Source organism: Streptomyces sp. NPDC046203 (assembly GCF_040646255.1).
Classification (GTDB): domain Bacteria; phylum Actinomycetota; class Actinomycetes; order Streptomycetales; family Streptomycetaceae; genus Streptomyces.
Genome location: NZ_JBEYZX010000042.1, coordinates 21,898 through 45,237 on the forward strand (window position 1 = coordinate 21,898; position 23,340 = coordinate 45,237).

The window sequence follows — 23,340 nt, forward strand, 5'->3', positions numbered from 1 at the left end:
GAGATGACCCCGCACTATCGTGACCTGCGCCGGTGTGCCACAGTTGTCGGCCGAGCTCTCTGAAGATGACGAAGTCCCGGGCTGTTTTCCGTCATGACGCGGCGTCGGCAAGGACGTTGGTCCCGTGACATGACATCAGACATGGCATCGGACGCGGCATCAGGTGGGCGCGGTCTCACCGATACCCGACATCGTGGCCGATGTCGGAGGATGTCGCTGTTGTGGGCAATGGCGATGAAGGCGCGGTGGCGAAGTCGGCCGTGGCGTACGTGGGGTGCGCGGCGGGCGCGGCCGGGGGAGCGGAGGTCGCGTCAGGCCGGCGGCCGGGTCGCGCGCTCCAGTTCCAGCAGCACCGAGGTGTACGTCCGGCCGGTGGCGCGGTCCATCCCGATCTCGCACGTCCGGTTGGCCGACACGTACGCGTCGAAGGGCCGGGCGGCGACCTCGGCGGCCTCCCGCGCCGAGGCCGAGTCGGTCAGCTCCGGGTGCAGCATGCCCCGGTCCCCGGCGAACGCGCAGCAGCCGGCGTCGAGAGGGACGACGACCTCCTCCGCGCAGGCCCCGGCGAGCGCGGTCAGCCGGTCCTCGTCCCCCAAGTGCCGCATGGAACAGGTCGGATGGACGACGGCCGAGCCGATCCGCCGGTGCACGCCGAGCCGGGGCAGCAGGTCGTCCGCCGCCCACACCAGCGAGTCGAGCACGGTCAGCTCCGCGTGCAACTCCCGGTTGTCGTCGGTGAGATACGGCACCACCTCGCGCGCGATGCCGAGCGTGCACGAGGAGGCGTCCACCACCAGCGGCAGCCGGCCCCCGGCCGTCCACCCCCAGGCGGCCTCCACGATCCGGTTGGCCATCACCTCATTGCCCCGCTCGTACCCCTTGGAGTGCCAGATCGTCGCGCAGCACGTGCCGCGGACATCGTCCGGGATCCACACCGGCCGCCCGGCCCGCGCCGACAGCGCCACCACCGCCTCCGGCAGCGACGGCCCCTGGTATCCCTCCGGATTGCCGAAGATCCGGTTCACACAGGCCGGGTAGTAGACGGCGACGGCGGCCGGCCGGTGGGTGCGCGGCAGCCGCCGGGCCGCCGCGCCGGGGATCCCGGGCAGCCACTCCGGTACGAGATCGGGGCGCGTGGCCCGGCGCGCGAACCCCGTCAGCGAGGCGAGCAGCCGGTCGTCGACCCGCCGCGCGGTGCCCACCGCGAGCCGCGCCGCGGCCTCCACGGCCCGGAAGTTCCGGGCGGCCAGGGCGGCGGCCCGCTCTTCGTTCGGCGAATGGCGCTGGTGCCGGAACTCCTTCATCAGCGCCCCGGTGTCGATGCCGACCGGGCAGTCCAGCTTGCACGTGGAGTCGCCCGCGCAGGTGTCGACCGCGTCGTAGCCGTACGACGCGAGCAGATTGGTCTCCACCGGGGAACCGTCGGCCTGCCGCATCATCTCCCGCCGCAGCACGATGCGCTGGCGCGGTGTGGTCGTCAGATCCCGGCTGGGGCAGGTCGGTTCGCAGAATCCGCACTCGATGCACGGGTCGGCGATCGGCTCGACCACCGGAATGGTCTTCAGACCGCGCAGATGCGCCTGCGGATCGCGGTCGAGCATGATCCGGGGCGCGAGGATCCCGCCGGGGTCGATGATCTCCTTGGTCCGCCACATGAGCGCGGTCGCCTTCGGCCCCCACTCCCGTTCCAGGAACGGCGCGATGTTCCGGCCGGTGGCGTGCTCGGCCTTGAGCGAGCCGTCGAAGCGTTCCACGGTGAGCGCGCAGAACTCCTCCATGAACGCGGCGTACCGCTCCACGTCGGCCGGGTCGGCGGCGTCGAAGGTGAGCAGGAAGTGCAGATTGCCGTGGGCCGCGTGCCCGGCGACGGCGGCGTCGAAGCCGTGCCGGGCCTGGAGGGCGAGCAGCTCCGCGCACGCCTCGGCGAGCCGGGCCGGGGGTACCGCGAAGTCCTCGGTGATCAGCGTCGTACCGGACGGGCGGCCGCCGCCGACCGCCGTCACGAAGGCCTTGCGGGCCTTCCAGTAGCCGGCGATCTTCCCGGGGTCCCGGGTGAAGGCGTTGTCGACGGAGGCGACCGGGGCCACCAGCTCCAGCCCGTCCAGGACCCGGGCCGCCGCCGTCTCGTACGCCTGCCGGGCCGCCTCGTCCGGCGCCCGGAACTCCACCAGGAGCGCGGTCGTCTCCCGGGGCAGCTCCGCCCAGTCGGCGGGCACCCCGGGCACCCGCACCGAGGCCCGCAGCGTGTTGCCGTCCATCAGTTCCACGGCCCGCGCGCCCGCCTCCGTGAAACGGGGCACGGCCGCGGCGGCGGCCGGCAGCGACGGGAAGAAGAGCAGCGCGGTCGACACCTTCCGGTCCAGCGGGAGAGTGTCGAAGACGACCTCGGAGAGGAAGCCGAGGGTGCCCTCGGAGCCGACCATCAGACCGCGCAGGATCCCGGCCGGGGTGGCGCCGTCGAGGAAGGCGTCGAGCCGGTAGCCGTTGGTGTTCTTGAGCGTGTACTTGGCGCGGATCCGGGCGGTGAGTTCCGGGTCGGCCTCGATCTCCGCCTTCAGCGCCATCAGCCCGGCGCACAGCCGGGGTTCGGCGTGCGCCAGCTCCTCGTCGGCGGCCGGGTCGGCGGTGTCGACGACCGTGCCGCTCGGCAGGACGACGGTGAGCGAGGCGACCGTCCGGTAGGAGTTGCGGGTGGTGCCCGCGGTCATGCCGGAGGCGTTGTTGGCGACCACGCCGCCGATCGTGCAGGCGATCGCGCTCGCCGGGTCGGGGCCCAGCACCCGGCCGTACGGGGCGAGGGCCGCGTTGGCCCGGACGACCGTGGTGCCCGGCCGGATCCGGGCGCGGGCCCCGCCGTCCAGGACCTCCACGCCCGCCCAGTGCCGGCGTACGTCCACCAGGATGTCCTCGCCCTGCGCCTGTCCGTTGAGGCTGGTGCCGGCGGCTCGGAACACCACCTCGCGGCCCTTGCCGTGCGCGTACGACAGGACCGCCGAGACGTCGTCGATGTCCTGTGGCACCACGACGACCTGCGGGACGAAACGGTAGGGGCTCGCGTCCGAGGCGTAGCGGACCAGGTCGGAGATGGTGCCCAGCACCTTCTCGGGGCCGAGCAGGGCTGTCAGCTCCTCTCGCAGATGCCGGGGGGTGCCCCGGGCCTGGAGGTCGGGCACCCGGTCGGGCGCCGCCTGCCGCCGCGTTCCGGCGCGCAGGATCTGCGGATTCGGTTCCCGTACGGGCATGGCCGGCGCTCCCTTCGGCGCGCGCCGGGCCCGGGCGCCGGGCGGTCCGGCGGTGCTGCCCGCTCCTGTCGCCGGTCGCGGCCGTCGCGGCTCAGCAGGCGCGCTCGGGGCCGGGGCCGGGGCCGACCAGGGTGGACAGCAGACCTCCCAGTACCTCGCGCTGTTCGACGGTCAGTGGGGCCAGGATGTCCTCTGCCGCGGCGCGGCGCGCGCTGCGCAGCTCTCTCAGCGTGTCGCGGCCGGTGTCGGTGAGCTCGACCCGGACCACCCGGCGGCTGTGCGCGTCGGGCACCCGGCGGACCCGGCCCGTCGCCTCCAGGGCGTCGACCAGGCTGGTCACCGCGCGCGGGACCACTTCCAGCCGGGCGGCGAGGTCGGCCATCCGGGGCGGCTCGGGGGACCGCGCCACCGTCCGCAGCAGCCGGAACTGCGCCGGGGTGATGCCCGCCGGCTCCAGATACAGCTTGTGGAAGCGGTGCAGCCGACGGGTCAGCCGGAGGAGCTGCTCGGCGAGCAGACCGTCGGGGTCGGAGGCTTCGGAGGCTTCGGGAGCGGCCGGGGTGCTCATGGGGGAACAATATCAGGATGAAGTTCATTGTGAGGATAGGTAACAATGAACTACCCTCCGAAAGGATCGTCGTACGGTCGTACCGCCGTACCGCCGAACTGCGACCGCCGTCCCGGATCCGTCATCCGTGCTGCCACCGGGCGGCTGCCACACGGGTGGCCGCGCCACCGGGCCGTACCCGAGCCGTACCGGGGCGGGCCGTACGTGTCACGTGCCGCACGGTCGTCGGGCACGGTCACAGGGACGGGCGCGGCGTACCCGCCGACCCGCCGCCACCGCTGGAAAGGCGCCGAAAAGTCACCCAGAAGCCGTCATCGCACCCCGCGCAGGAGCCCATGCATCCGCACCCGACGTCCTCCTGGACGCCTCCCGATCGTGAACCCGGCAGCCCCGAGGAGCCCGCCCAGCTGCGGCGCATCCTGCGGCTCTTCCACCCCTACCGGGCCCGCCTCGCGTTCGTCGGCCTGCTGGTCGCCGCGTCGTCGCTGGTCTCGGTCGCCTCCCCGTTCCTGCTCCGCGAGATCCTGGACACCGCGATCCCCGAGGGCCGCACCGGACTGCTCAGCCTGCTGGCCCTCGGCATGATCGCCACGGCCGTGACCTCCGGTGTCTTCAACGTTCTGCAGACCCTGATCTCCACCACCGTCGGCCAGCGCGTCATGCACGATCTGCGCACCGCGGTCTACGGCCGGCTCCAGCGGATGTCCCTGGCCTTCTTCACCCGCACCCGCACCGGGGAGGTCCAGTCCCGGATCGCCAACGACATCGGCGGCATGCAGGCGACGGTCACCTCGACCGCCACCTCCCTCGTCTCCAACCTCACCGGCGTCGTCGCCTCGGTCGTCGCCATGCTCGCCCTCGACTGGCGGCTGACCGTCGTCTCGCTGCTCCTGCTGCCGGTCTTCGTCTGGATCAGCCGCCGGGTCGGCCGCGAGCGCAAGCGGATCACCACCCGGCGCCAGAAGCAGATGGCCGTCATGGCCGCCACGGTCACCGAGTCCCTGTCCGTCAGCGGCATCCTGCTCGGCCGCACCATGGGCCGCGCCGACTCCCTCACCCGCTCCTTCGCCGACGAGTCCGAGCGCCTGGTCGACCTGGAGGTGCGCTCGTCGATGGCCGGCCGGTGGCGGATGTCCGTCATCGGCATCGTCATGGCCGCGATGCCCGCGCTGCTCTACTGGGCGGCCGGCCTCACCCTCCAGTCCGGCGGCCCCGCCGTCTCCCTCGGCACGCTGGTCGCGTTCGTCTCCCTCCAGCAGGGCCTCTTCCGCCCGACCGTCAGCCTGCTGTCGACCGGTGTGGACATCCAGACCTCCCTCGCGCTCTTCCAGCGCATCTTCGAGTACCTCGACCTGCCCATCGACATCACCGAGCCCGAGGAGCCCGTCCGGCTGCCGCGGGTGGCCGGCGAGGTCGTCTTCGAGAAGGTCGGTTTCCGCTACGACCCCGAGGGCAAGGGCCGGGCCGTCCTCGACGCCGTCGACCTGACCGTCCCGGCCGGCAGCAGCCTGGCCGTCGTCGGCTCGACCGGCGCCGGGAAGTCGACGCTCGGCCATCTGGTGCCCCGGCTGTACGACGTTACTCAGGGGCGCGTCCTGCTCGACGGGGTCGACGTACGCGATCTCGACTTCGACACCCTGTCCCGCGCCGTCGGCGTGGTCTCCCAGGACGCCTATCTCTTCCATGCCTCCGTCGCCGACAATCTGCGCTTCGCCAAGCCCGACGCCACCGACGAGCAGATCGAGGCCGCGGCCCGCGCCGCCCAGATCCACGATCACATCGCCTCGCTGCCCGACGGCTACGACACCCTGGTCGGCGAGCGAGGCCACCGCTTCTCGGGCGGCGAGAAGCAGCGCCTCGCCCTCGCCCGCACGATCCTGCGCGACCCGCCGGTGCTGATCCTCGACGAGGCGACGAGCGCCCTGGACACCCGTACCGAACACGCCGTACAGCAGGCCGTCGACGCCCTGTCCGCCGGGCGCACCACGCTCACCATCGCGCACCGGCTCTCCACCGTCCGCGACGCGGATCAGATCGTCGTCCTGGACGGCGGCCGGATCGCCGAACGCGGCACCCACGAGGAACTGCTCGCCCTCGACGGCCGGTACGCGGCCCTGGTACGGCGAGACGAACGTACGAACGTGGGAGCGGTTGTTCCCCAGAACGTGTGATCGTCCCGGATTTCGTTGCTCCGAACGGGTGTGGCGTCGGATGCTTACGGTGTGCGAGCGACGGGCTGCAGACCGCGACCGCGCACTGTCCCACAGAACTCTGTACGAGGAGAACGCACCACCATGAACATCATCACCAACCTGCTCGCCTGTGTCGTCCACTTCGTGGGCTGGCTGATCTGACGCCACCCGGCACGGCAGAGCGCGGCGCCGTCGGTTCCCCGTCCCAGGGGGCCGGCGGCGCCGCCGCGTGTGTGGCGGGGCGGCACGGCCGCCGGCCCCGAACGGCGCGATAAAATGGGGCGTCACCGGACGAGACATGGCCGCCGATTCAGGGTTTTCCTTCGGGGCATGCGGTACCGGCTCGCCAGGAGCGCCGGCGTGCTGACGGAGCGGGAGCGAGTGAGGCGAGAGACGGGTCGGCGAGGCTCGAACGCCGCCATCTTGCAGCGACGCAGCGGCCCCATCCTGGGAGCGACCGGTGCGGGTGCCATGCTTCTCATGCTGGCGCTCATGCCTGCCTCGATGTCGAAGAACTCGCGCATGGACACCATCGTGCTCGCGGTCGTACTTCTTTCTCTCGCACGGCTCATCTGGCGTGCGCTGGGGCGACCGCGAGTCGTGATCCACGAGTCCGCGCTGCAGGTGATCGGCCTCTTCGACCGATACTGGATTCCGCTGCGGTGTGTTCGTGGTGTCGATACCGGTCACGGGTTGCGCATCCGAATCAGCGGCGGCGACGACGTACCTGTCTTCGCGTTCTCGAATTCGATGATCGATCGAGGCAAGACGGTGGAAGCCGCAGCCGCGGAAATTCGAAAGGCGCTCGCTGGGCGCCGCGCTGATCAAGCCGCTCAAACCGATCAAGCCGAGCGCGTCAAGCGGCGGATCGACTGGACGTGGTGGGACCTGGCCGTCATCCCTCTACCGGTAGTCCTGATTTCCGGAGTCTTCGGGCTGGTGTAGCCAGGGGCTCGCCGGAGTCCCCTTCGGTCCGCCCCGGGCCTGCGTGGGATTCACCAGGACATACGGCTCGGTGTCCATGACCAGCCGAAGCGCCGACGCGGGAACTTCCGCAGCCGGCCGCCCCAGCGCGGATCCCGCCGCGGGGGCAGCGGCTCGATCATCGCCCACTGAGCGTCCGTCGGCGACGAGTCATCAGACGGCTTGCACGAGCGGACACACATGACGGTGGTCGTCGCGGACACCTCGACCGCGAAGATCACCACCCCGGCATCACAGCCCGCAGTCGATCGATTGCCCCACACTTTCTCAGCCGGTGACGGCGGCCGCCGCCGTGCGCGGAGTGCCCCCGAGCGGCGCGGGCGGCGAGCCACCGAGCAGCGCGCGGATCTCGCGGACGGCGGCGCGGCCCGCCCGGTTGGCCCCGATGGTCGACGCGGAGGGGCCGTAGCCCACGAGATGCACCCGGGGGTCCCGTACGGCCCGGGTCCCCTCCAGCCGGATGCCGCCGCCCGGCTCGCGCAGCCGCAGCGGCGCGAGATGGTCGATCGACGCCCGGAACCCGGTCGCCCAGAGGATCACGTCCGCTTCGACCGTCCGTCCGTCGTCCCAGGCCACCCTGGTCGGGGTGATCCGGTCGAACATCGGCAGCCGGTCGAGGACGCCGCTCGCGCGGGCCTCCCGGACGGCGTCGTTCAGCGGGAGCCCGGTCACCGACACCACACTGCGCGGCGGCAGTCCCTGCCGTACCCGCTCCTCGACCAGCGCGACCGCGGCCCGGCCCGCCCCTTCGTCGAAGGGGCCCTCGCGGAACACCGGCTCGCGCCGGGTGACCCAGGTCGTGGCGGCGGCGTGGCGGGCGATCTCCATCAGATGCTGCGTGCCGGACGCGCCGCCCCCGACCACGACCACCCGCTGCCCGGCGAACGCCTCGGGCCCCGGGTAGTGGGCGGTGTGCAGCTGACGTCCGCGGAAGGTCTCCTGGCCCGGGTAGTGCGGCCGGAACGGGCGCTCCCAGGTGCCGGTCGCGCTGATCAGCGCCCGCGCCGCGTACACACCCTCGGAGGTCTCCACCCGCAGCCGTCCACCCGCGCCCTCCCGGCCCTCCCGTACCGCAGTGACATCCACCGGCCGATGTACCGGCAGCCCGAAGGCATCCTCGTACGTGGCGAAGTACTCCCCGATCACCTGCGAGGACGGCCGGTCGGGGTCGGCCCCGGTGAGCTCCATGCCGGGCAGCGCGTGCATCCCGTGCACCTTGCCGTAGGTGAGCGACGGCCACCGGAACTGCCAGGCGCCACCCGGCCGAGGCGCGTGGTCCAGCACCACGAAGTCCCGCTCCGGCTCGAACCCGGTACGGCGCAGGTGATACGCCGCCGAAAGCCCGGCCTGCCCGGCGCCGACGACCACGACGTCGACCTCGCGCTCCTCGTGCACCCCGAAATCGTTCACGATTCCACTAACGCCACCCGGGCCCGCCGTCTTCCCGCCCGGCCGCCCGGTGTACGCCTGTGCACCTCACCCGGCGCCCGCGTACCCGCGCACCCCGCCCGGCGCGCCCGCGAACCTCGTCCGGCGGGCCCCCGCACCCCGCCCGGGAGCGGCAGGATGACCCCATGGCCTTCGACACCACGCTCCTCACCCTCACCACGGGCTCCAGCGAGACCGTCACCGACCTCACCCGCCACTGCGAGGACTTCCTCGCCTCCACCGCCCACGGCCGCGACGGCCTGCTCCATCTCTTCGTCCCGCACGCGACGGCGGGCCTCGCCATCCTGGAGACCGGCTCGGGCAGCGACCACGACCTCCTCGCCACCCTCCACCACCTCCTCCCGGCCGACGACCGCTGGCAGCACCGCCACGGCTCCCCGGGCCACGGCCGCGACCACGTCCTGCCCGCCCTCGTTCCTCCGCACGCGACGGTCCCGGTCCTGGCCGGCCGGCTGGAACTGGGGACCTGGCAATCCATCTGTCTGGTCGATACGAATCGGGACAATCCGCAACGCCAGGTGCGGCTGAGCTTCCTGAGCTGACCAGGGCGACCGGGGCGGCCGGAATCGTCCTGGGTGTGGCCGCCGTGTCTCCTCCGGGACGAGCGGGGGAGTACGACGGACTCGTGGTCGCCGCCGGCGACCGGCTCGGCCGTGACGTGGTCGACCGCCTGGACGCCGGCTACAAGATGCGTGACGAGGGGAAACTCCTCGTCGAGCGGACATCCGAGGTGCCCGGGCGGCGCCCCGTGTGGTGCGGGGCGCCGCCGTCGCGTGGCCGGGCTACTGCGGTTGGATGTCGGGCAGCACCCAGGTCTTGTCGGTGAAGGCGGCCTTCGGTCCGTAGAGGCGGAACATCACCTCGAACCCGGTGCCGGCCGAAGTGGGGATCCAGTTGTTCTCCCGTCCGGCGGGTGCTCGGGGACCGAAGTAGAGGTCCACCGTGCCGTCGTCGCCGACCACCAGGTCGGTGTTCAGCGAGGAGCGGCTCAGGCGCTCGGAGTTCCGCAGGAAGGTGTGAGTGGCGCGGTCGTAGACGGTCAGCGACCAGTACTGGCTGACCGGTACGTCGGCGGGGACGGTCAGGCGGTAGGAGGCACCGCCGTCGAGCGGGCTGCCGTCGGTGTCCGCGATCGCCATCAGGTAGGACTGGCCCTTGCCCAGGTGGCGTGACGAGAAGAAGGCGAAGGTGTAGGCCAGCCCGCGGTCGTCGACGGGGTAGGCGTAGGGCCTGGCGAAGCCGGAGTTCGTGCTGTCGATCAGATCCGGCATGGCGGGCATGGTCCAGTGTGTGCCGGGCCAGTAGGGGGAGTCGAACAGGGCCTGGTAGCGGGTGTCCAGCCAGGTCTTCGCGTCGGTGATGGCGGTCGCGAGGATGTGACGGGTGTCGTCGTCGGGGGCGTAGGCGGTGCCCTGCTTGATGCCGAGGGAGGCGAGCTGGTCGATCACGGCGCGGTCGCGGTCGAGCCAGGGTTCGGCCTGGACCATGGTGTCGAGGGTGTCGAAGAAGCCGGTGTCGTAGCGGATCGCGGTGTCGTAGAGGTGGCCGAGGGCGTCGATCCAGGGGGCGGGCGTGGCGGTGCCGTCGGCGGCGTACGGGTAGAGAGCGATCCGCTGGGCGTACTTGACGGCGTTGTCGACGGCGGTCCGACTGCCGTCGAGGGGAATGGAACGCAGCAGGGCGTACCCGTGCACGGTGTCGCACTGCAGCGGGGTGTAGCCGTCGGGGACGGCGTAGTGGTAGCCGGGCGGCAGGATCAGGTACTTGGCGCCGGCTCCGGCGTCGAGCCCGGCGGGGCCGACGTCCTCGATGGCGGCCTGCCAGTAGTTCATCACGCTGCCGTTGATGGTGCCGTCGTCGTCGGACGGGATCTCCAGCACCATGGGGCCGTTGGCGGTGGTGAAGAACGGCATGACGTAGACCACGTCGGGGTTGGGGGTCAGGCTCTGGTTCTGCCAGGTCATCTGTCCCGGCCACCAGACGACCCGGTTCTCGTCGGTCAGGCCGGGCATGACCGCGGCGTCGTACATCAGACGGTAGTTGACGGCCGGCATGCCCCAGACCACCGCCTGGAACGCACGTCCGTACAGGACTTGCCGCTCGATCGGGTCCATCGTCCCTCCGGTTCCTTCGCGGCTTCGATTCAGTCGGCGGGGGTCAGCGCCGGGGGCTCCCAGGTGCCGTCCAGGGCGGGAGGCCGCGGGGCGTACAGGCGCAGGGTGAGCGCGAATGTGGCGTCGGCCGGCACGGGCAGCCAGTTGGTCGCGTTGAGCGGTGTGCCGGGGTCCTGGTCCTGGATCAGCAGCACGGTGTCGCCGGTGGTCGCGTCGGGGACGGGAGCGGGGGTGCGATGGCCGATGGAGTAGATGTCGGCGTCGTTGGCGATGAGGAAGCCGTCGGCGTCGTACGCGGTCAGTGACCAGAACGCGTCGACGGGCGGGGTCTGGCCGGCGGGGAAGGTGAGAGTGAAGGCGCGGTGGGCGGTGCCCGCGTCGGCGGTGACCGTGATGCCGGGGTAGAGGGCGTCGGCGGGGAGATTGGCCCCGAGTTCGGTCATGGCGATGTAGGCGCGCTGGTCGTAGTCGGTGCCGTAGGCGCCGATGTCGCTGGTGAAGAACTCCCACCCGTTGACGGGGGCCGGGCCGGCGTGTCCGCCGATCCGGGCCAGGGCCGCGGACTTGGCGGCCTCCAGGTCGTCGGTGCCGAGCGTGTCGACGTCGCCGCCGGGGACGATCCCGATGGTGGCGAACTCGGCCATGGCGTCCGGGTCGTCGGGCGAGGGAGGGTTGGTGGCGAGAAGGGCGCAGAGGCGGTCGAAGAAGTCGCGGGCGCCGAGGCCGGTCACCTGCTCGGCGGGCGCGGTCTCCATGTCGATCGCGGGGTCGAAGGTGCCGGGAGACGGGGTGTAGGTGCCGGGAGACGGGGTGTAGGTGCCGGCGACCCAGGCGCTGAGCGGGGTGAGCGTGAGGGACTTCTGCAGTTCCTGGACGTTCTTCTGGTCCGCGTCGTCGTGCACCTCGATGCGGCCGATGATCCACGCGGTGTCCGTGGGCATGGGCAGTTGGGTGAGTCCGTGGGTGTCACCGCTCCAACCAGGCCCGGTCACCAGGTAGTCGTGGGTCTCGGAGGTGCCGGAGTTGGTGCTGCTCGGGTTCTCGCAGGTGTTCGTCCAGCTGTCCAGAATCTGCATCAGCCAGTAGCGGCCCGGCATGTCGGGCACGGACAGCACCATGGGCTCGTCGGACAGGTCCAGCCAGGCCTGCGAGTACAGGGTGTCCAGGTTCGGCCGCACCACGATCTTCATCGCGGGGTCGGGCAGCTTGCCGTGGTGGCAGAACTGGTTCGGCAGCGCCAACTCGTCCGTCACCTCGACGGTGTTGGTCTGCAGCTGCCGGGTGATGTCCATCAGGAGGAGGGGGTAGCCGAAGACGTACACGTCGGTGGCGACACCCTGCACGTCCGGATCCGGGGAAGAGGTCACGACTGTGTCCTTCCGGTGGAGACTGTGCGGAGGATCGGTCTTGGACCTTAAGAGCCGCACGCTTTCCGTGACGCCGCGTAAACAAGCCATCTCTTACTGCATGTGGTGCCTCGGGGCCCGCCTGCCGCGGCAGCGTCCGACAGCAAGAGCTGTACGACGGCCGGGAACGGGAGGGAAGGTCGCCCTCGAAGCCCGGCGCGTGAACAGGTGCGCCGCTTCCCCGAGTCGCCGAGGACCCGAGGGGCCGGGCGTCGCCGGCCCCGCCCCGGATCAGTCCCTCGGCCCTGCCGCCGCGCCCCAGTCCGGGACGCAGACGTTGATGGTGGGGTCGAAGACCGTGAGCGTGGGGCAGTCGTGGATGAAGACGCCGCCGAAGTCGTCGCACTGGTAGAACTTCGTGGGGTCTTCCGGGTAGGGCGCGTAGTAGTCGTCCCCGCAGGTCGGGTCGACGGTGGCCGCCGCCTCGCCCGTGGTGGCCACCGTCAGGGGCAGTGCACACAGGGCGGCGGCGATCAGCAGTCCGACGGTGTGTCGCGCAGAGCGCATGGTTCCTCCAGGAGAGTCGCCGGCGATCGCCTGTCGGTAATCGCCGGAGGCCATCTGCCCCGCACGCGTTGCTTCCATTCGCCCAGGCGGCGGACATGAGATCCATCCGCGCCGCCCCCGGCGGCCTCCGAAGCGACGACCGGTCCTGCCTCACGGCCACAGCGCCCGGCGGTGGACGCGGGAGGCCGTGTCACCGGTAGGGCTCCGTTCGCCCCGGGCGCCGTATTCGGACGTTCGTCGACTGCTTTTGCCCAGGCGCCGGTGAGCGGCCATCGCGGCTGCGACCCTGGCCGTCGGCATGAACGGTCACTCGGAGCGCGATCTCCGACGGGAGCGCCGGCCCTCGCGGGCAGGCGCGGCGAAAGGACGTGACGCGATGGCAGTGCGACGACACGGGCGGGGCAAGCGGGCGGTGCTCGGGCTGGTCACCGTCGGGCTGGTGCTGTGGGCCGGCCAGGCCTCGCCCGCCGCGGCTTCCCCGGCGGCGCTGGAGCGGGTGGCCACGGGGGACACCTTCGAGCTGCGGCAGACCACCACCGGCGGTCAGGAGCGTCTGGCCGTCCCCAGGATCGTGGCGCCGGGCGAGTCGATCGACATGGTGGCCACCTACACCAACACCACCGACCACACCGTCGACGTCGCCGGGATGGACATCCTCTTCCCCAAGCCCTCCGACACCCAGGTCGACATCAACGACTCCTCCTACGTCGACAACGGTGGCGACTACACCGTCAGCGGGAACCCGGCCACCACCGACGCCGGCAGCGTCTTCTACGTCACCTGGCACGACATCCCCGCCGGCGCTACTGCCTCCACCAGCATCGGCGTCACCCTGCGCGCCACCTCCTCCGGTCCGGTGGACATCTCCGCCGTCGGCGGTGGCTCCGGCATCGGCCGCTTCGACCTCGGCAAGGGCACCGTCAACGCCGCCCCCGCCGCCGCCGACCTCGGTGTCACCCTGACGGCCAGCCCCAGCGGCCTCGGCTCCGTCAACGCCTCCTTCACGGCCACGGTCACCAACCACGGCCCCGCCGACGCCACCGCCGCGAAGCTCCGCTTCACCTACCCTGCGGGCTTCGTTCTCCCCCAGGCCCAGGGCTGCGCCACCGACCCGAACACCCGCACCGCCACCTGCGACCTCGGTCCTGTCGCCAACGGCGCGAGCGTCACCCGCACGTTGAAGCTGACCGCGGGACTGCTCACCATCGGCCTGCCCCTGCCGGTCAATGCCACCGTCACCGACATCGCCCCCGCCGATCCCGACCCTGCCAATGACACCGCCACCCACTCCTGCGTCGCTCTCACGGCGCTCCTGGTCATCTGCTGACCGGGTTCGGCCGGCGCCTCGGCGGCGCGGGAGCCACAGGCCGGCGTCCACGTCTCATACGGACGGATCGGAGCCCGCGGGAGGGAGCCGAGGGTCTCGTGGCGGGGCCCGGCTCCCGGATCCGCCGCTCGACCCGCGCCGCGAGAGCGGGGGAGAGGGCAGAGGCAGAGCAGAGACAGCGACCAACAGGACGAGCAGGACGAGCAGGACGAGCAGGGCCGAGACGCTCGATCCATCCATGATGGAGTCGGTGACGGTGGTGATGTCCTCTCGCGTCCCTCGCCTCCGTACTCGCGGACAACCCGCAGGCATAAGCGCTCCCGTGTAGGCATAAGTGGCTACGTTGCTGGAACCGGCCCGCCGTGACCGCTGAAAAGAATGTTCGATGAATCCCGTGAAGTCTCAAACAGTGCTACCGCCATCGTGGCGGGATCGCTCGGAATGCTTCTTCTCGGTCCCCTCGTCACCGCTTCTCGGCTCATACTGCGGAAATCGGGTTTCTGCCGGATGGAATTCCAGCAGCCGAGATGGATCGCGGCTACGCGGACGATCGAGAGGAAGCATCAATGTCCGGTAATTCACAGGAAATCCACATCGAGCACCCGGAGCTGCCGAACGAGCCCGGCCCGTACGATGTCGTACTCGTCGGGGGCCGCGTGGTGGACCCGGAGAAGCGCCTCGACGAGACCCTCAACGTGGGGATCACGGGAGGCCGGATCGCGGCGGTCTCGGACCAGCCGCTGGACGGCGCGAAGACGATCGACGCCGCGGGTCTGGTCGTCGCCCCCGGGTTCATCGACCTCCACGCGCACGGTCAGCAGCTGCCCGCCGCGTGGATGCAGGCGTTCGACGGTGTGACCACCGCACTCGAGCTGGAGTCGGGCCTGCTGCCGATCGAGGTCTTCTACGACAAGGTGGCCGAGCAGGGCCGTCCGATCAACTACGGCGCCTCCGTCGCGTGGACGTACGCGCGTATCGCGGAGAAGGAGGGCCTGGAACCCAACGGTGAGCTGACCTGGTTCCAGGACGCGTTCTCGCTCGACAAGTGGCAGAACAGCCTGGCCGACGACGAAGAGGTCAAGAACATCATCGACAGCGTCGAGAAGGGGCTGGAGCAGGGCGGCCTGGGCATCGGCATCAACGCCGGCTACGCGCCGGGGTACGGGCGCAAGGAGTACTACGCGCTCGCGAAACTCGCCGCCAAGCACAAGGTCCCGACCTTCACGCACGTCCGCTATCTCTCCGTCAAGGAGGAGAAGAGCGGCTTCGAGGCGCTTGGCGAGCTCATCTCCCTCGCCGCGACGACCGGTGCGCAGATGCACATCTGTCACCTCAACAGCGTCGCGGGCCGGGACATCGAAGACTGCGCGCAGCTCATCGCCGACGCGCAGGAGCGGGGTGTGCCGGTCACCGTCGAGAGCTACCCCTACGGTGCGTGTTCGAGCACGGTGGGCGCGGAGGTGTTCCGCGGCGAATGGCTGGAGCGTTGGGGCGTGGACGACGCCTCGGCGATGGAGCGGGACGGCGTGCCGCTGGACCAGGACGAGATCGACCGGCTGCAGAAGAAAGAGCCCGGTGCCGTCATCGTGATGCACTTCCTGCGCCCGGACAAGAAGTCCGAGGATGCCGACATGCTCAACCGCTCCGTGCTGTACCCCGGGTCCGCGATCGCCTCCGACGCGATGCCGTGGGTGGGGGCGGACGGCGAACTCATCGAGGGCGACGTCTGGCCGCTTCCGGAAGGCGCCTTCGCCCACCCGCGTTCGGCCGGGTGCTTCTCCCGTTTCCTCGACGGCTGGGTGGACAAGGCGAACAAGGGCAGCGAACCGGTCGCACCCGGAAAGCTGTCCCTGCTCGACGCGATCGACAGGATGACCCTCGTCCCGGCGCGGATCCTCGAGGACTCGGTGCCGCAGATGAGGCGCAAGGGCCGGATCCGGGTCGGCGCGGACGCCGACCTCGTGGTGTTCGATCTCGCCACCGTGAAGGACAACGCGACCTACACGGAGCCCGCGCAGTGTTCCAGCGGCTTCCGCCACGTACTCGTGAACGGAACGTCCATCATCGAGAACGGTGAGCGGATCGCGGAGGCGCGCCCCGGCCGGCCGATCCGCCGCCGGGTCGTCTCCCACGACTGACGCGGCACGTCGCCGGGGCCGAGGGCGTCGTCGACGCCCTCGGCCCCGGCGACGCAAGATTGGATCGTACGCCTCACGCCCCCGGCGGTCGGTCATAGCCGGTACGTGACTGTCGCGCAGAGAATTTTCAAATTATGCGAGTCGCGCGAGGGTGGCATATCCGTGTGGAACACCGAGGGAATTACTGCCCCCCTTTCGGGGGATGCGCGGCCGCCCATCTGTGGTCTCTTGTGAGTATTGACTCTTATGGCTACGCGGGCGTATTTCAAATGAGGTGATTCATGAGAGACGCGCCCCGAACTTTCTCTCCTTCAAGGTTCGCTGCATGGCAATAGATCTGCGACTGCGCTCGGATTCGAGGCCCCTCAAGGGCACGCTCGCGATACTGGCCCGGCCCGGCGGCCGTGGGTGCCCACCCGCTCCGGACTGCGGTCAGGATCTCTTCGGCACGCGGACGGAAGTCCTCAAGAGCGGGGCGGGCTTGCCGGTCCACTGATCAACGGCGGGGGCCGACCGTTCGGGTTGGCGAAGCTCACGGCTCTGAACTGCTCAGATGCCGTGGGCTTCTGGCGTTGTCGGTCGGCGTCGACTGGCCTTGGGCGGTCCGGGGACGGCCCAAGGGGCACACGCGTTCAACGGTGTCGAGAGGGTGCCGGTCGGCGTGCGGGGGTGTTCACCAGCGGTCGCGGGCGACCTGCCTGCCGGAAGCCTCCGGCGCGTGGCCCTGCGGGAGGGCTTCTTCCTCCCCGAAGTCCGGGGCCTGGAAGGGGTGGGTGGTCGGAGGTGGCGATGCCGCGGTGGAATCGCGGGGTCGCCCTTCCAGGGCGGAGAACAGCGACGTCGGATCGATGAGAGATCTCCCGTTCGTCATGGGCCCTTCGGGGCCTGATGGTGCCGTGACCGGGCGCGGCCGGTCCTACAGCTTGGTCATCTTGGGGTACGGGCTCAGGATGCGCATGGGCTCCGAGCCGAAGTCCACGAGTGCCGCGATTCCTTCCTCGATGCCGATCACTCGGCCGAGGCCGTACACGTCGTGTGTGACCTGGTCGCCGACGGCGAAGTGCTTGGGGGCGGGCCTGACCGGAGCCTTGAAGGGGCTGGTAGGCAAGTGACGCTTGGGTGCGGCGGGCTTTGACATTGCCTCCAGTATGCGCCCACGAACCGTGCCGGCGGTCGACTCTCGGGGGCCGGAAGTGATTGATTATTGAACTAGGCCCTGGGTGTCCGGCTGGGTGTCCGGATTCCACGGAACGGGGAAGGGCCCGCGGGACCGCGTCGGCGATCCCGCGGGCCCTCTTCCCGCTTCCCGTATGTCTCCGCCCGATCAGCGGCACAGCGCCGTGTCGACGGCGGCCTCCACCCGCTGGGAGGCCGCACCCGTCGGGGCGGTGGTCACCGCGATGCCGGCGGCGCGTCCGTCCTCGGTGACGCCGCCGCGTGTCCGGTATCCCAGGGCCGTTCCGCCGTGGCCCCAGTAGACGCCGCCACACGACAGCGGCGTGCTGGTCAGGCCCAGTCCGTAGCGGACGCCGGGGCCGCGCCCCTCAGCGGGGACGGTGGTGCGCATCTGGGCCAGCTGGGCCGGGGGCAGGAGTTCGCCGCCGAGGAGGGCGGCGAAGAAGCGGTTGAGGTCGCTGTTGGTGGAGACCAGAGCACCCGCGGCCCACCCCATGGACATGTCCATGGTGGTGTAGTCGACCAGAGGTCCGTCGTCCTCCTCCCGCTCGTAGCCCTTGGGGTGGGGCTCGTGGACGGTCGTCTCTCCGGGCGCGGGGAAGTAGGTGTGGCGCAGTCCGATGCGGTCGATGATGCGCCGGCCGATCTCCTCGCCCACGGGGCGGCCGGTGACCTTCTGGATGATCAGGCCCGCGACCAGGTAATTCGTGTTGCTGTACTCCCACTTCGCGCCCGGGACGAAGTGGGCCTTCTGCTCCAGGGCGCCGTCGAGCAGGTCGCGCGGCTCGAAGTACCGGTACCGGACGGCGGGGAAGTCCGCGAAGACGGGAGCGTCCATGTACTCGGGCAGGCCGCTGGTGTGCTGGAGGAGTTGGCGGACGGTGATGTGGCGTCCGTCGATCCCCTCGCCACGCAGCAGACCGGGCAGATAGGTGTCGACGGGGGCGTCCAGGGCGACCTTCTTCTCGGCGACCAGCTGGAGCACGACCACGGCCGTGAACGGCTTGGTGTTGCTGCCCGCCCTCACCTGCCCGTCCCTGGGGACCTTGGCCCCGGTCTTGAGGTCGCCGACTCCGGCCGTGTAAGTGCGGGTCCGGCCTTCGCGGTCCGTGACGCTCGCCAGCGCGGCGGGTATCCCGTCGTCGGCGACCAGGGCGTTGAGGCTGTTCTGTACGGGGTCGGGCTTGGCGGCGGAGGCCGTGGGCGGGAACAGCGCACCGGTGGCCAGGACGGCTCCGGCGAGTACGGTCGCGGTCGACGCGGCCTTGCGCCGGCCGGTTCGCGAAAGAGAGGTACGGGAACTCGGCGAAACGCGTGCGTACATGGAACGACTCCTGTCGTGAGGGTGAAGGTGAGCAGGGGCCCGCCGGGGCACCGGCCGCCGTTCCCGCGAACGGGAACGCGAACGGGAACGCGAACGCGATCAGGAACGCGATCGGGAACGGCGACCGACGCCTTCAAGCGCCGGTGGCGCCAGGGCTCCCGCCGCCGGCTCGACCCGCCCCCACCAGACGGTCGCGTCCGCGACCGCGTGGCAGGGACGGCGGGATGTGGCGGGTCCCCGGTCGGGGCGGTGAGGCGCTCAGCGGCACAGCGTCGTCTCGACGGCGGACTGCAGGCGCTGTTCGGTGGCGCTGTCGGCCGGGAGGGCGGTCAGCGCGACGTCGACCGCACGGCCGTCCTCCGTGACGCCTCCCAGCGTGGCGTAACCCGGAATGGTGCCGCCGTGGCCCCAGTAGACGCCGCCGCACGGCAGGGGCCTGCTGAACAGGCCCAGCCCGTAACGGTTTCCCGGACCGACCTCCTCCGCCGAGACGGTGGTGCGCATCTGGGCGAGCTGGGCCGGGGGCAGGAGTTCGCCGCCGAGGAGGGCGGTGAAGAAGCGGTTGAGATCGCTGTTGGTGGAGATCACCGCACCCGCGGCCCAGCCCCAGGACGGGTCGAGCTCGGTGACCTCGCGCCAGGGCGAGCCGGGCGTCTCCCGGTCGTAGCCCTTGGGGTGGGGCCCGTCGATGGACATGTCCCCGGGCGCGGGGAAGTAGGTGTGGCGCAGCCCGATGCGGTCGATGATGCGCCGGTTGACCTCCTCGCCCAGCGGCCGGCCGGTGACCTTCTGGATGATCAGGCCCGCGACCAGGTAGTTCGTGTTGTTGTACTCCCACTTCTCGCCGGGCGAGAAGTGGGCCTTCTGGGCCAGTGCGCTGTCGAGGAGCTCGCGCGGCTCGTAGTACCTCTGCGGATCCTTGAGAATCGCGGGCTTGTTCACGTACTCGGGCAGGCCGCTGGTGTGCTGGAGGAGCTGGCGGATGGTGATGTGGCGTCCGTCGATCCCGTCACCGCGCAGCAGGCCGGGCAGGTAGGTGTCGACGGTTGCGTCCAGGGCGACCTTCTTCTCGGCGACGAGCTGGAGGACGACCACGGCGGTGAACGACTTGGTGTTGCTGGCCGCCCGCACCCGTGCGTCCTTGGGGACCTTCGCGCCGGTCTTGAGGTCGCCGACTCCGGCGGTGTAGGTACGGGTCCGGCCCTCGCGGTCGGTGACGCTCGCCAGCGCGGCGGGTATCCCGCCGTCCGCGACCAGGGTGTTCAGGCTGGTCTGTACGGGGTCGGGCTTGGCCGCCGAGGCCGTGGCCGGGAGCAGCGCACCGGTCATGACGGCTCCGGTGAGCATGGTCGCGGCCAGCAGGCCCTTGCGCCGGCCGGTTCGCGAGAGGGCGGTACGGGAACTCGGCGAAACACGTGCGGACATGGAACGACTCCTGTCGATCGGGAACAACATCAGTGGGTCAGGGAGGGAGGGGCGTGGTGCGACGGGCGGCCCTGACGGCGGCTCGGCCCGGCCCGGCCCGGCCCGGCCCGGCCCGGCCCGGCTTGGCTCGGCCCGGTCCGGCCCTGTCGTGGTCGTGGTCGTGATCGCGGGCCGTGAAGGAACGGCCCTCTTCTCGGCCCCCGCCCGAGGCCGGGGCGTACGAGAGCGGCGGGGCCCGGCCCCGCTACGCGATGCGAGGAGGCCTTCGGCGCGGCAGCATCCGGCGGGCGGGCAGCATGACGGCCGCCGTGCCCGACAGGAACACCGTGCCGAGCACGGCCGCGCAGACAGTGGGGGACACCGACAGCGCGGACAGACCGGTCACCGCGCCGCCGAAGGTCAGCAGCGTCACAGCCGCGACCAGGGCGCCGACAGCGGCCCCCGTACCGAGTACGAGGCAGGTCTCCAGCCGCAGCATGGCCAGAACCTGGCCGCGGGTCGCGCCGATGAGCCGGAGCAGAACCAGTTCACGACGGCGGGACGCGGTGGCGACGGCCAGGGTGGTCAGCACGCCGATCAGGGTGAACAGGGAGATCGCCGCGACGGCGAACAGCCCGGGCAGGCCCTGCCGGCGGGCCTGTTCGGTGAGCGCCGCGCTGTACTGTCCGGCGGACGTGGCGTGGGTCCCGGGGAAGCGGTCGAGCACCGGTCGCAGATCGGCCTCCCCCTTCACCAGGAGGTAGTCGTCGTGGCCCGCGTCGGTGACATGGGCGGCGACCACGTCGTGCGGCAGCAGGACGTCCCCGAAGCCCTGGCCCCGGTCGTAGACGGCCACCACCCTGGGGTGGATCAGGGTGCCGTCGCCGAGCCAGAGGGACACGGTCGAACCGACCTCGTCCGCGCTGCCGACGTTCGTGCTGAGCGCGACCGTGTTCGTGCCGCGCAGCCCCTTCGGCCCCTTCGACTCCTTCAGCCCCTTCAGCGAGCCCGCCTTCACACCCGGGTCCAGGTTCGTCAGCGCGCCCTTCAGCCCCTGGGCGGCCAGGGACTGGAGCTGGTCCGTGACCTTCATGACCACGGTGGTGCGCTTCACCGCCGTCACGGCGTCGGGCCCGGCCGTCTCTCGTACCGCCTGGTACGCGGCCCGGGGCACGCCCGGCCCGTTCGCGACGAGGACATGGTCCGCGCGCAAGCCCGCGGCCGCCTGCGTCCGGGTGGCGTTGACCGCGGTGGTCTGCACGAACAGCTGGCTGGCGCCGAAGGAGAGAGCGAGCGCGATCGGCGTGACGACCGACGCGAGTCGTACGGCCGAGGCGGTGGCCGTGTCGGTGGCCAGCCGCCCCGGGACCGGGAACGGCAGACGCATGACCGGGCCGAGGACGGCGACGCCCGCTCGGACGATCCAGGGGCCCAGCAGGGCCGCGGCCCAGATGAGGGAGAGGACGAGTCCGCCCATGGCCGCGGCCGCCACCTGCCCGCCGAGTGCGAACGCGGTGGTGGCCGAACCGAGACCGACGGCCAGGAACACCAGGCCGGTGACCATGCGCCAGCGCGGCAGCCGCGTCGGTTCGACGGAGGACTCGCTCACGGCCTTGGCCGGCTGGATCGCGGAGACGCGTCGTGCCGCGAGCCAGGCGGAACCGACCGCGGTGAGGACCGCGAGCGCCAGGGCGCCGAGGACGGGAATCGGCCCCAGGGCGAGCCCCAGCCCCGGGGGCAGAACGCCCTGCCCGGCCATGAAGCGGTGCAGCAGTGTGCCGAGTTCCAGCGACAGCAGACCGCCCAGGAGCGACGCCGGCACCGCGACCTTGAGCGTCTCGCGGACGATCACCCGGCGGACCTGCCGGGGGGTGGCACCGATGGCGCGCAGGACGGCGAGCTCGCGGGTCCGGTCCCGTACGGACATGTCCAGCAGACCGGTCACGATCAGCAGCACCACCAGGAGGGCGACACCGCCGATCGACGCGCACACACCGATCAGGTCGAGTCGTGCCGCCGCCACCTCCGGGTGCTCGACGTCGCCGCGGTCCGCGCCGGTCGCGACGACGAGGCCGGGGGCGGCCGCCTCCAGCGACCGGGCGGACGTCTCCTTCGTACCGAGGACGACCAGCGCGTCCGCGTGCCCGGGGCGACCGGCGAGGGCCTGCGCCGTACGCTGGCCGAACCAGATGTCGTGGCCTGCGGCCGACCCGCCGGCCACCAGACCGCTGATCCGGTAGGGCTCCGGCGCACCGCCGCCGACCTGGAGACGGAGGGTGTCGCCGACGGCCCTGCCGCTGCCGGCGTCCACCGCGACTTCGCGGTCCGCCGACGGGGCCCGGCCGGCCCGCAGTTCGACAGCGGTGAGCGCGGTCGCGTCCCAGCCGCGGCCGGTCCGCACCGCCCCGTCGGCGGTGACCACCGGCAAGGAGACGTCCGCGACCACCTTGGTGACTCCCGGTACCGCGCGCACCCGGTCCGCCACCGCTGCCGGCACCCGGGCCCGTTCCACCAGCGGCCTGGGGTCGCTCTGGTCGGGATTTCCGCTCCGGGCGGCCTCGACACGCTGGCTCGCGGCGACGACGGCCACGGCGCTTCCGTAGCGGTCGGTCGCTCCGTGCGCCCGTAGCGCGGACTCCAGCAGGACCCCGAACGCGCCCGTCAGCGCGGCCGCGCACAGCAGTGCCGCCGCCACCCCGGCGGCGATCCCGCGCCTCACAGCGTGGCCCAACGGGCCAGGACGGCCGCGATGGAGGGAGCCGTGAGCTCGTCGACGACGCTGCCCCCGCTCAGGAAGACGACGCTGTCGGCCCAGGTCGCCGCCATCGGGTCGTGGGTGACCAGCACGACCGTCTGCCCCATCTCGTCGACCGCGTCCCGCAGCAGCTTCAGGACGTGCTCGGCCGACCTCGGATCGAGCGCGGCCGTCGGCTCGTCGGCGAAGACGATCTCCGGACGGGTGACCAGGGCCCGGGCGACGGCCACCCGCTGCTGCTGGCCGCCGGACAGCCGGGCCGGAAGCCGGTCCAGGTGGTCGGCCATTCCCACCCGGTGGACCACCTCGTCCAGCCAGCGCCGGTCCACCTGGCGGCCGCCGAGGGACAGCGGGAGGGTGATGTTGCGCTCGACGTCCATCGAGGGCATGAGGTTGTAGCCCTGGAAGACGAACCCGATCCGCTCACGGCGCAGCCGGGTCAACTCCGTCTCGCGGAGCCCGCCCATGTCCAGATCCCCGAGCCGTACGGTTCCGGCGCTGGGCCGGTCGAGGCCGGAGGCGCAGTGCAGGAGGGTGCTCTTGCCCGATCCGGACGGGCCCATGATCGCGGTGAAGCTGCCCTTGCGGAACCCCCAGCTGACCCGGTCCAGCGCGGTCACCTCGCCGTAGGACTGGGAGACCTCGTCCAGGGACACGGCGAACGGCGTGGCCAGGGTCGTCGTCATCGATTGCATGATGGGTCCTTCGGTTCCCTCGATCGGTCAGAACGAGTACCGAACGTAATCGCGCGCAC

General features: G+C 71.3%; 16 protein-coding genes and 1 pseudogene. 5 read left to right on the forward strand and 12 right to left on the reverse strand.

What is annotated here, in order from left to right; genetic code table 11:
- Positions 1 to 311 precede the first annotated feature (311 nt).
- Both ABZ990_RS24780 and ABZ990_RS24785 read right to left on the reverse strand, forming a co-directional pair.
- Positions 312 to 3,242, reverse strand: a complete 2,931-nt coding sequence (locus ABZ990_RS24780) for an FAD-binding and (Fe-S)-binding domain-containing protein (RefSeq protein WP_361235559.1) — start codon at positions 3,240 to 3,242, stop codon at positions 312 to 314.
- Between the two features lie 91 nt (positions 3,243 to 3,333).
- A complete protein-coding gene (locus tag ABZ990_RS24785; RefSeq protein ID WP_361235562.1) occupies positions 3,334 to 3,810 on the reverse strand; it encodes a MarR family transcriptional regulator in 477 nt (158 codons plus the stop codon).
- A 335-nt stretch (positions 3,811 to 4,145) separates the two neighbouring features.
- On the opposite strand from ABZ990_RS24785, the gene ABZ990_RS24790 reads away from it, so the two are divergent.
- A complete protein-coding gene (locus tag ABZ990_RS24790; RefSeq protein ID WP_361235565.1) occupies positions 4,146 to 5,981 on the forward strand; it encodes an ABC transporter ATP-binding protein in 1,836 nt (611 codons plus the stop codon).
- A gap of 543 nt (positions 5,982 to 6,524) precedes the next feature.
- Positions 6,525 to 6,947, forward strand: coding sequence for a hypothetical protein (locus ABZ990_RS24795; protein WP_361235568.1), 423 nt, complete (start codon positions 6,525 to 6,527; stop codon positions 6,945 to 6,947).
- 48 nt (positions 6,948 to 6,995) lie between these two features.
- Here ABZ990_RS24795 and ABZ990_RS24800 read toward each other — a convergent pair.
- Both ABZ990_RS24800 and ABZ990_RS24805 read right to left on the reverse strand, forming a co-directional pair.
- Positions 6,996 to 7,168: pseudogene (locus ABZ990_RS24800) on the reverse strand (IS5/IS1182 family transposase); the annotation flags it as partial.
- An 85-nt stretch (positions 7,169 to 7,253) separates the two neighbouring features.
- Complete coding sequence (locus ABZ990_RS24805) at positions 7,254 to 8,396, reverse strand: NAD(P)-binding domain-containing protein (protein WP_361235571.1); 1,143 nt, start codon at positions 8,394 to 8,396, stop codon at positions 7,254 to 7,256.
- 164 nt (positions 8,397 to 8,560) lie between these two features.
- Between ABZ990_RS24805 and ABZ990_RS24810 the strand changes: the two genes are divergently transcribed.
- Positions 8,561 to 8,977, forward strand: coding sequence for a secondary thiamine-phosphate synthase enzyme YjbQ (locus tag ABZ990_RS24810; protein WP_361235574.1), 417 nt, complete (start codon positions 8,561 to 8,563; stop codon positions 8,975 to 8,977).
- Positions 8,978 to 9,217: 240 nt separating this feature from the next.
- On the opposite strand, the gene ABZ990_RS24815 is transcribed toward ABZ990_RS24810, so the two are convergent.
- From ABZ990_RS24815 to ABZ990_RS24825, 3 genes are all read right to left on the reverse strand, one after another.
- Positions 9,218 to 10,549 carry a DUF1254 domain-containing protein gene (locus tag ABZ990_RS24815; protein ID WP_361235577.1) on the reverse strand — a complete coding sequence of 444 codons (1,332 nt, stop codon included), beginning with the start codon at positions 10,547 to 10,549 and terminating at the stop codon, positions 9,218 to 9,220.
- Between the two features lie 29 nt (positions 10,550 to 10,578).
- Complete coding sequence (locus ABZ990_RS24820; protein ID WP_361235580.1) at positions 10,579 to 11,916, reverse strand: DUF1254 domain-containing protein; 1,338 nt, start codon at positions 11,914 to 11,916, stop codon at positions 10,579 to 10,581.
- Between the two features lie 270 nt (positions 11,917 to 12,186).
- Positions 12,187 to 12,462, reverse strand: coding sequence for a chitin binding peritrophin-A domain-containing protein (locus tag ABZ990_RS24825; RefSeq protein WP_361235583.1), 276 nt, complete (start codon positions 12,460 to 12,462; stop codon positions 12,187 to 12,189).
- Between the two features lie 376 nt (positions 12,463 to 12,838).
- Between ABZ990_RS24825 and ABZ990_RS24830 the strand changes: the two genes are divergently transcribed.
- Together ABZ990_RS24830 and ABZ990_RS24835 are read left to right on the forward strand one after the other, a co-directional pair.
- On the forward strand, positions 12,839 to 13,789 hold the full coding sequence (locus ABZ990_RS24830; RefSeq protein WP_361235586.1) for a hypothetical protein: 951 nt from the start codon (positions 12,839 to 12,841) through the stop codon (positions 13,787 to 13,789).
- A 566-nt stretch (positions 13,790 to 14,355) separates the two neighbouring features.
- Positions 14,356 to 15,927 (forward strand): amidohydrolase family protein, encoded by a 1,572-nt coding sequence (locus ABZ990_RS24835; protein ID WP_361235589.1) that lies wholly within the window; start codon positions 14,356 to 14,358, stop codon positions 15,925 to 15,927.
- Positions 15,928 to 16,843: 916 nt separating this feature from the next.
- On the opposite strand, the gene ABZ990_RS24840 is transcribed toward ABZ990_RS24835, so the two are convergent.
- The 5 genes from ABZ990_RS24840 to ABZ990_RS24860 form a co-directional block, all read right to left on the reverse strand.
- Positions 16,844 to 17,065 carry a hypothetical protein gene (locus ABZ990_RS24840; RefSeq protein WP_361235592.1) on the reverse strand — a complete coding sequence of 74 codons (222 nt, stop codon included), beginning with the start codon at positions 17,063 to 17,065 and terminating at the stop codon, positions 16,844 to 16,846.
- A gap of 186 nt (positions 17,066 to 17,251) precedes the next feature.
- Positions 17,252 to 18,427 carry a serine hydrolase domain-containing protein gene (locus tag ABZ990_RS24845; RefSeq protein WP_361235595.1) on the reverse strand — a complete coding sequence of 392 codons (1,176 nt, stop codon included), beginning with the start codon at positions 18,425 to 18,427 and terminating at the stop codon, positions 17,252 to 17,254.
- A 258-nt stretch (positions 18,428 to 18,685) separates the two neighbouring features.
- Positions 18,686 to 19,774 (reverse strand): serine hydrolase domain-containing protein, encoded by a 1,089-nt coding sequence (locus tag ABZ990_RS24850; protein ID WP_361235653.1) that lies wholly within the window; start codon positions 19,772 to 19,774, stop codon positions 18,686 to 18,688.
- A gap of 322 nt (positions 19,775 to 20,096) precedes the next feature.
- A complete protein-coding gene (locus tag ABZ990_RS24855; RefSeq protein ID WP_361235597.1) occupies positions 20,097 to 22,550 on the reverse strand; it encodes an ABC transporter permease in 2,454 nt (817 codons plus the stop codon).
- Positions 22,547 to 23,272: an ABC transporter ATP-binding protein gene (locus tag ABZ990_RS24860; protein ID WP_361235600.1), complete on the reverse strand. Its 726-nt coding sequence runs from the start codon at positions 23,270 to 23,272 to the stop codon at positions 22,547 to 22,549. Before ABZ990_RS24860 ends, ABZ990_RS24855 begins: the two co-directional genes overlap by 4 nt.
- Between the last annotated feature and the right edge of the window lie 68 nt (positions 23,273 to 23,340).

Bases quoted from the DNA above. Each gene is read 5' to 3' on its own strand.
- ABZ990_RS24780 (WP_361235559.1), bottom strand. From the start codon at position 3,242: ATGCCCGTACGGGAACCGAATCCGCAGATCCTGCGCGCCGGAACGCGG.
- ABZ990_RS24785 (WP_361235562.1), bottom strand. From the start codon at position 3,810: ATGAGCACCCCGGCCGCTCCCGAAGCCTCCGAAGCCTCCGACCCCGAC.
- ABZ990_RS24790 (WP_361235565.1), top strand. From the start codon at position 4,146: ATGCATCCGCACCCGACGTCCTCCTGGACGCCTCCCGATCGTGAACCC.
- ABZ990_RS24795 (WP_361235568.1), top strand. From the start codon at position 6,525: ATGGACACCATCGTGCTCGCGGTCGTACTTCTTTCTCTCGCACGGCTC.
- ABZ990_RS24810 (WP_361235574.1), top strand. From the start codon at position 8,561: ATGGCCTTCGACACCACGCTCCTCACCCTCACCACGGGCTCCAGCGAG.
- ABZ990_RS24815 (WP_361235577.1), bottom strand. From the start codon at position 10,549: ATGGACCCGATCGAGCGGCAAGTCCTGTACGGACGTGCGTTCCAGGCG.
- ABZ990_RS24825 (WP_361235583.1), bottom strand. From the start codon at position 12,462: ATGCGCTCTGCGCGACACACCGTCGGACTGCTGATCGCCGCCGCCCTG.
- ABZ990_RS24830 (WP_361235586.1), top strand. From the start codon at position 12,839: ATGGCAGTGCGACGACACGGGCGGGGCAAGCGGGCGGTGCTCGGGCTG.
- ABZ990_RS24835 (WP_361235589.1), top strand. From the start codon at position 14,356: ATGTCCGGTAATTCACAGGAAATCCACATCGAGCACCCGGAGCTGCCG.
- ABZ990_RS24840 (WP_361235592.1), bottom strand. From the start codon at position 17,065: ATGTCAAAGCCCGCCGCACCCAAGCGTCACTTGCCTACCAGCCCCTTC.
- ABZ990_RS24845 (WP_361235595.1), bottom strand. From the start codon at position 18,427: ATGTACGCACGCGTTTCGCCGAGTTCCCGTACCTCTCTTTCGCGAACC.
- ABZ990_RS24850 (WP_361235653.1), bottom strand. From the start codon at position 19,774: ATGCTCACCGGAGCCGTCATGACCGGTGCGCTGCTCCCGGCCACGGCC.
- ABZ990_RS24860 (WP_361235600.1), bottom strand. From the start codon at position 23,272: ATGACGACGACCCTGGCCACGCCGTTCGCCGTGTCCCTGGACGAGGTC.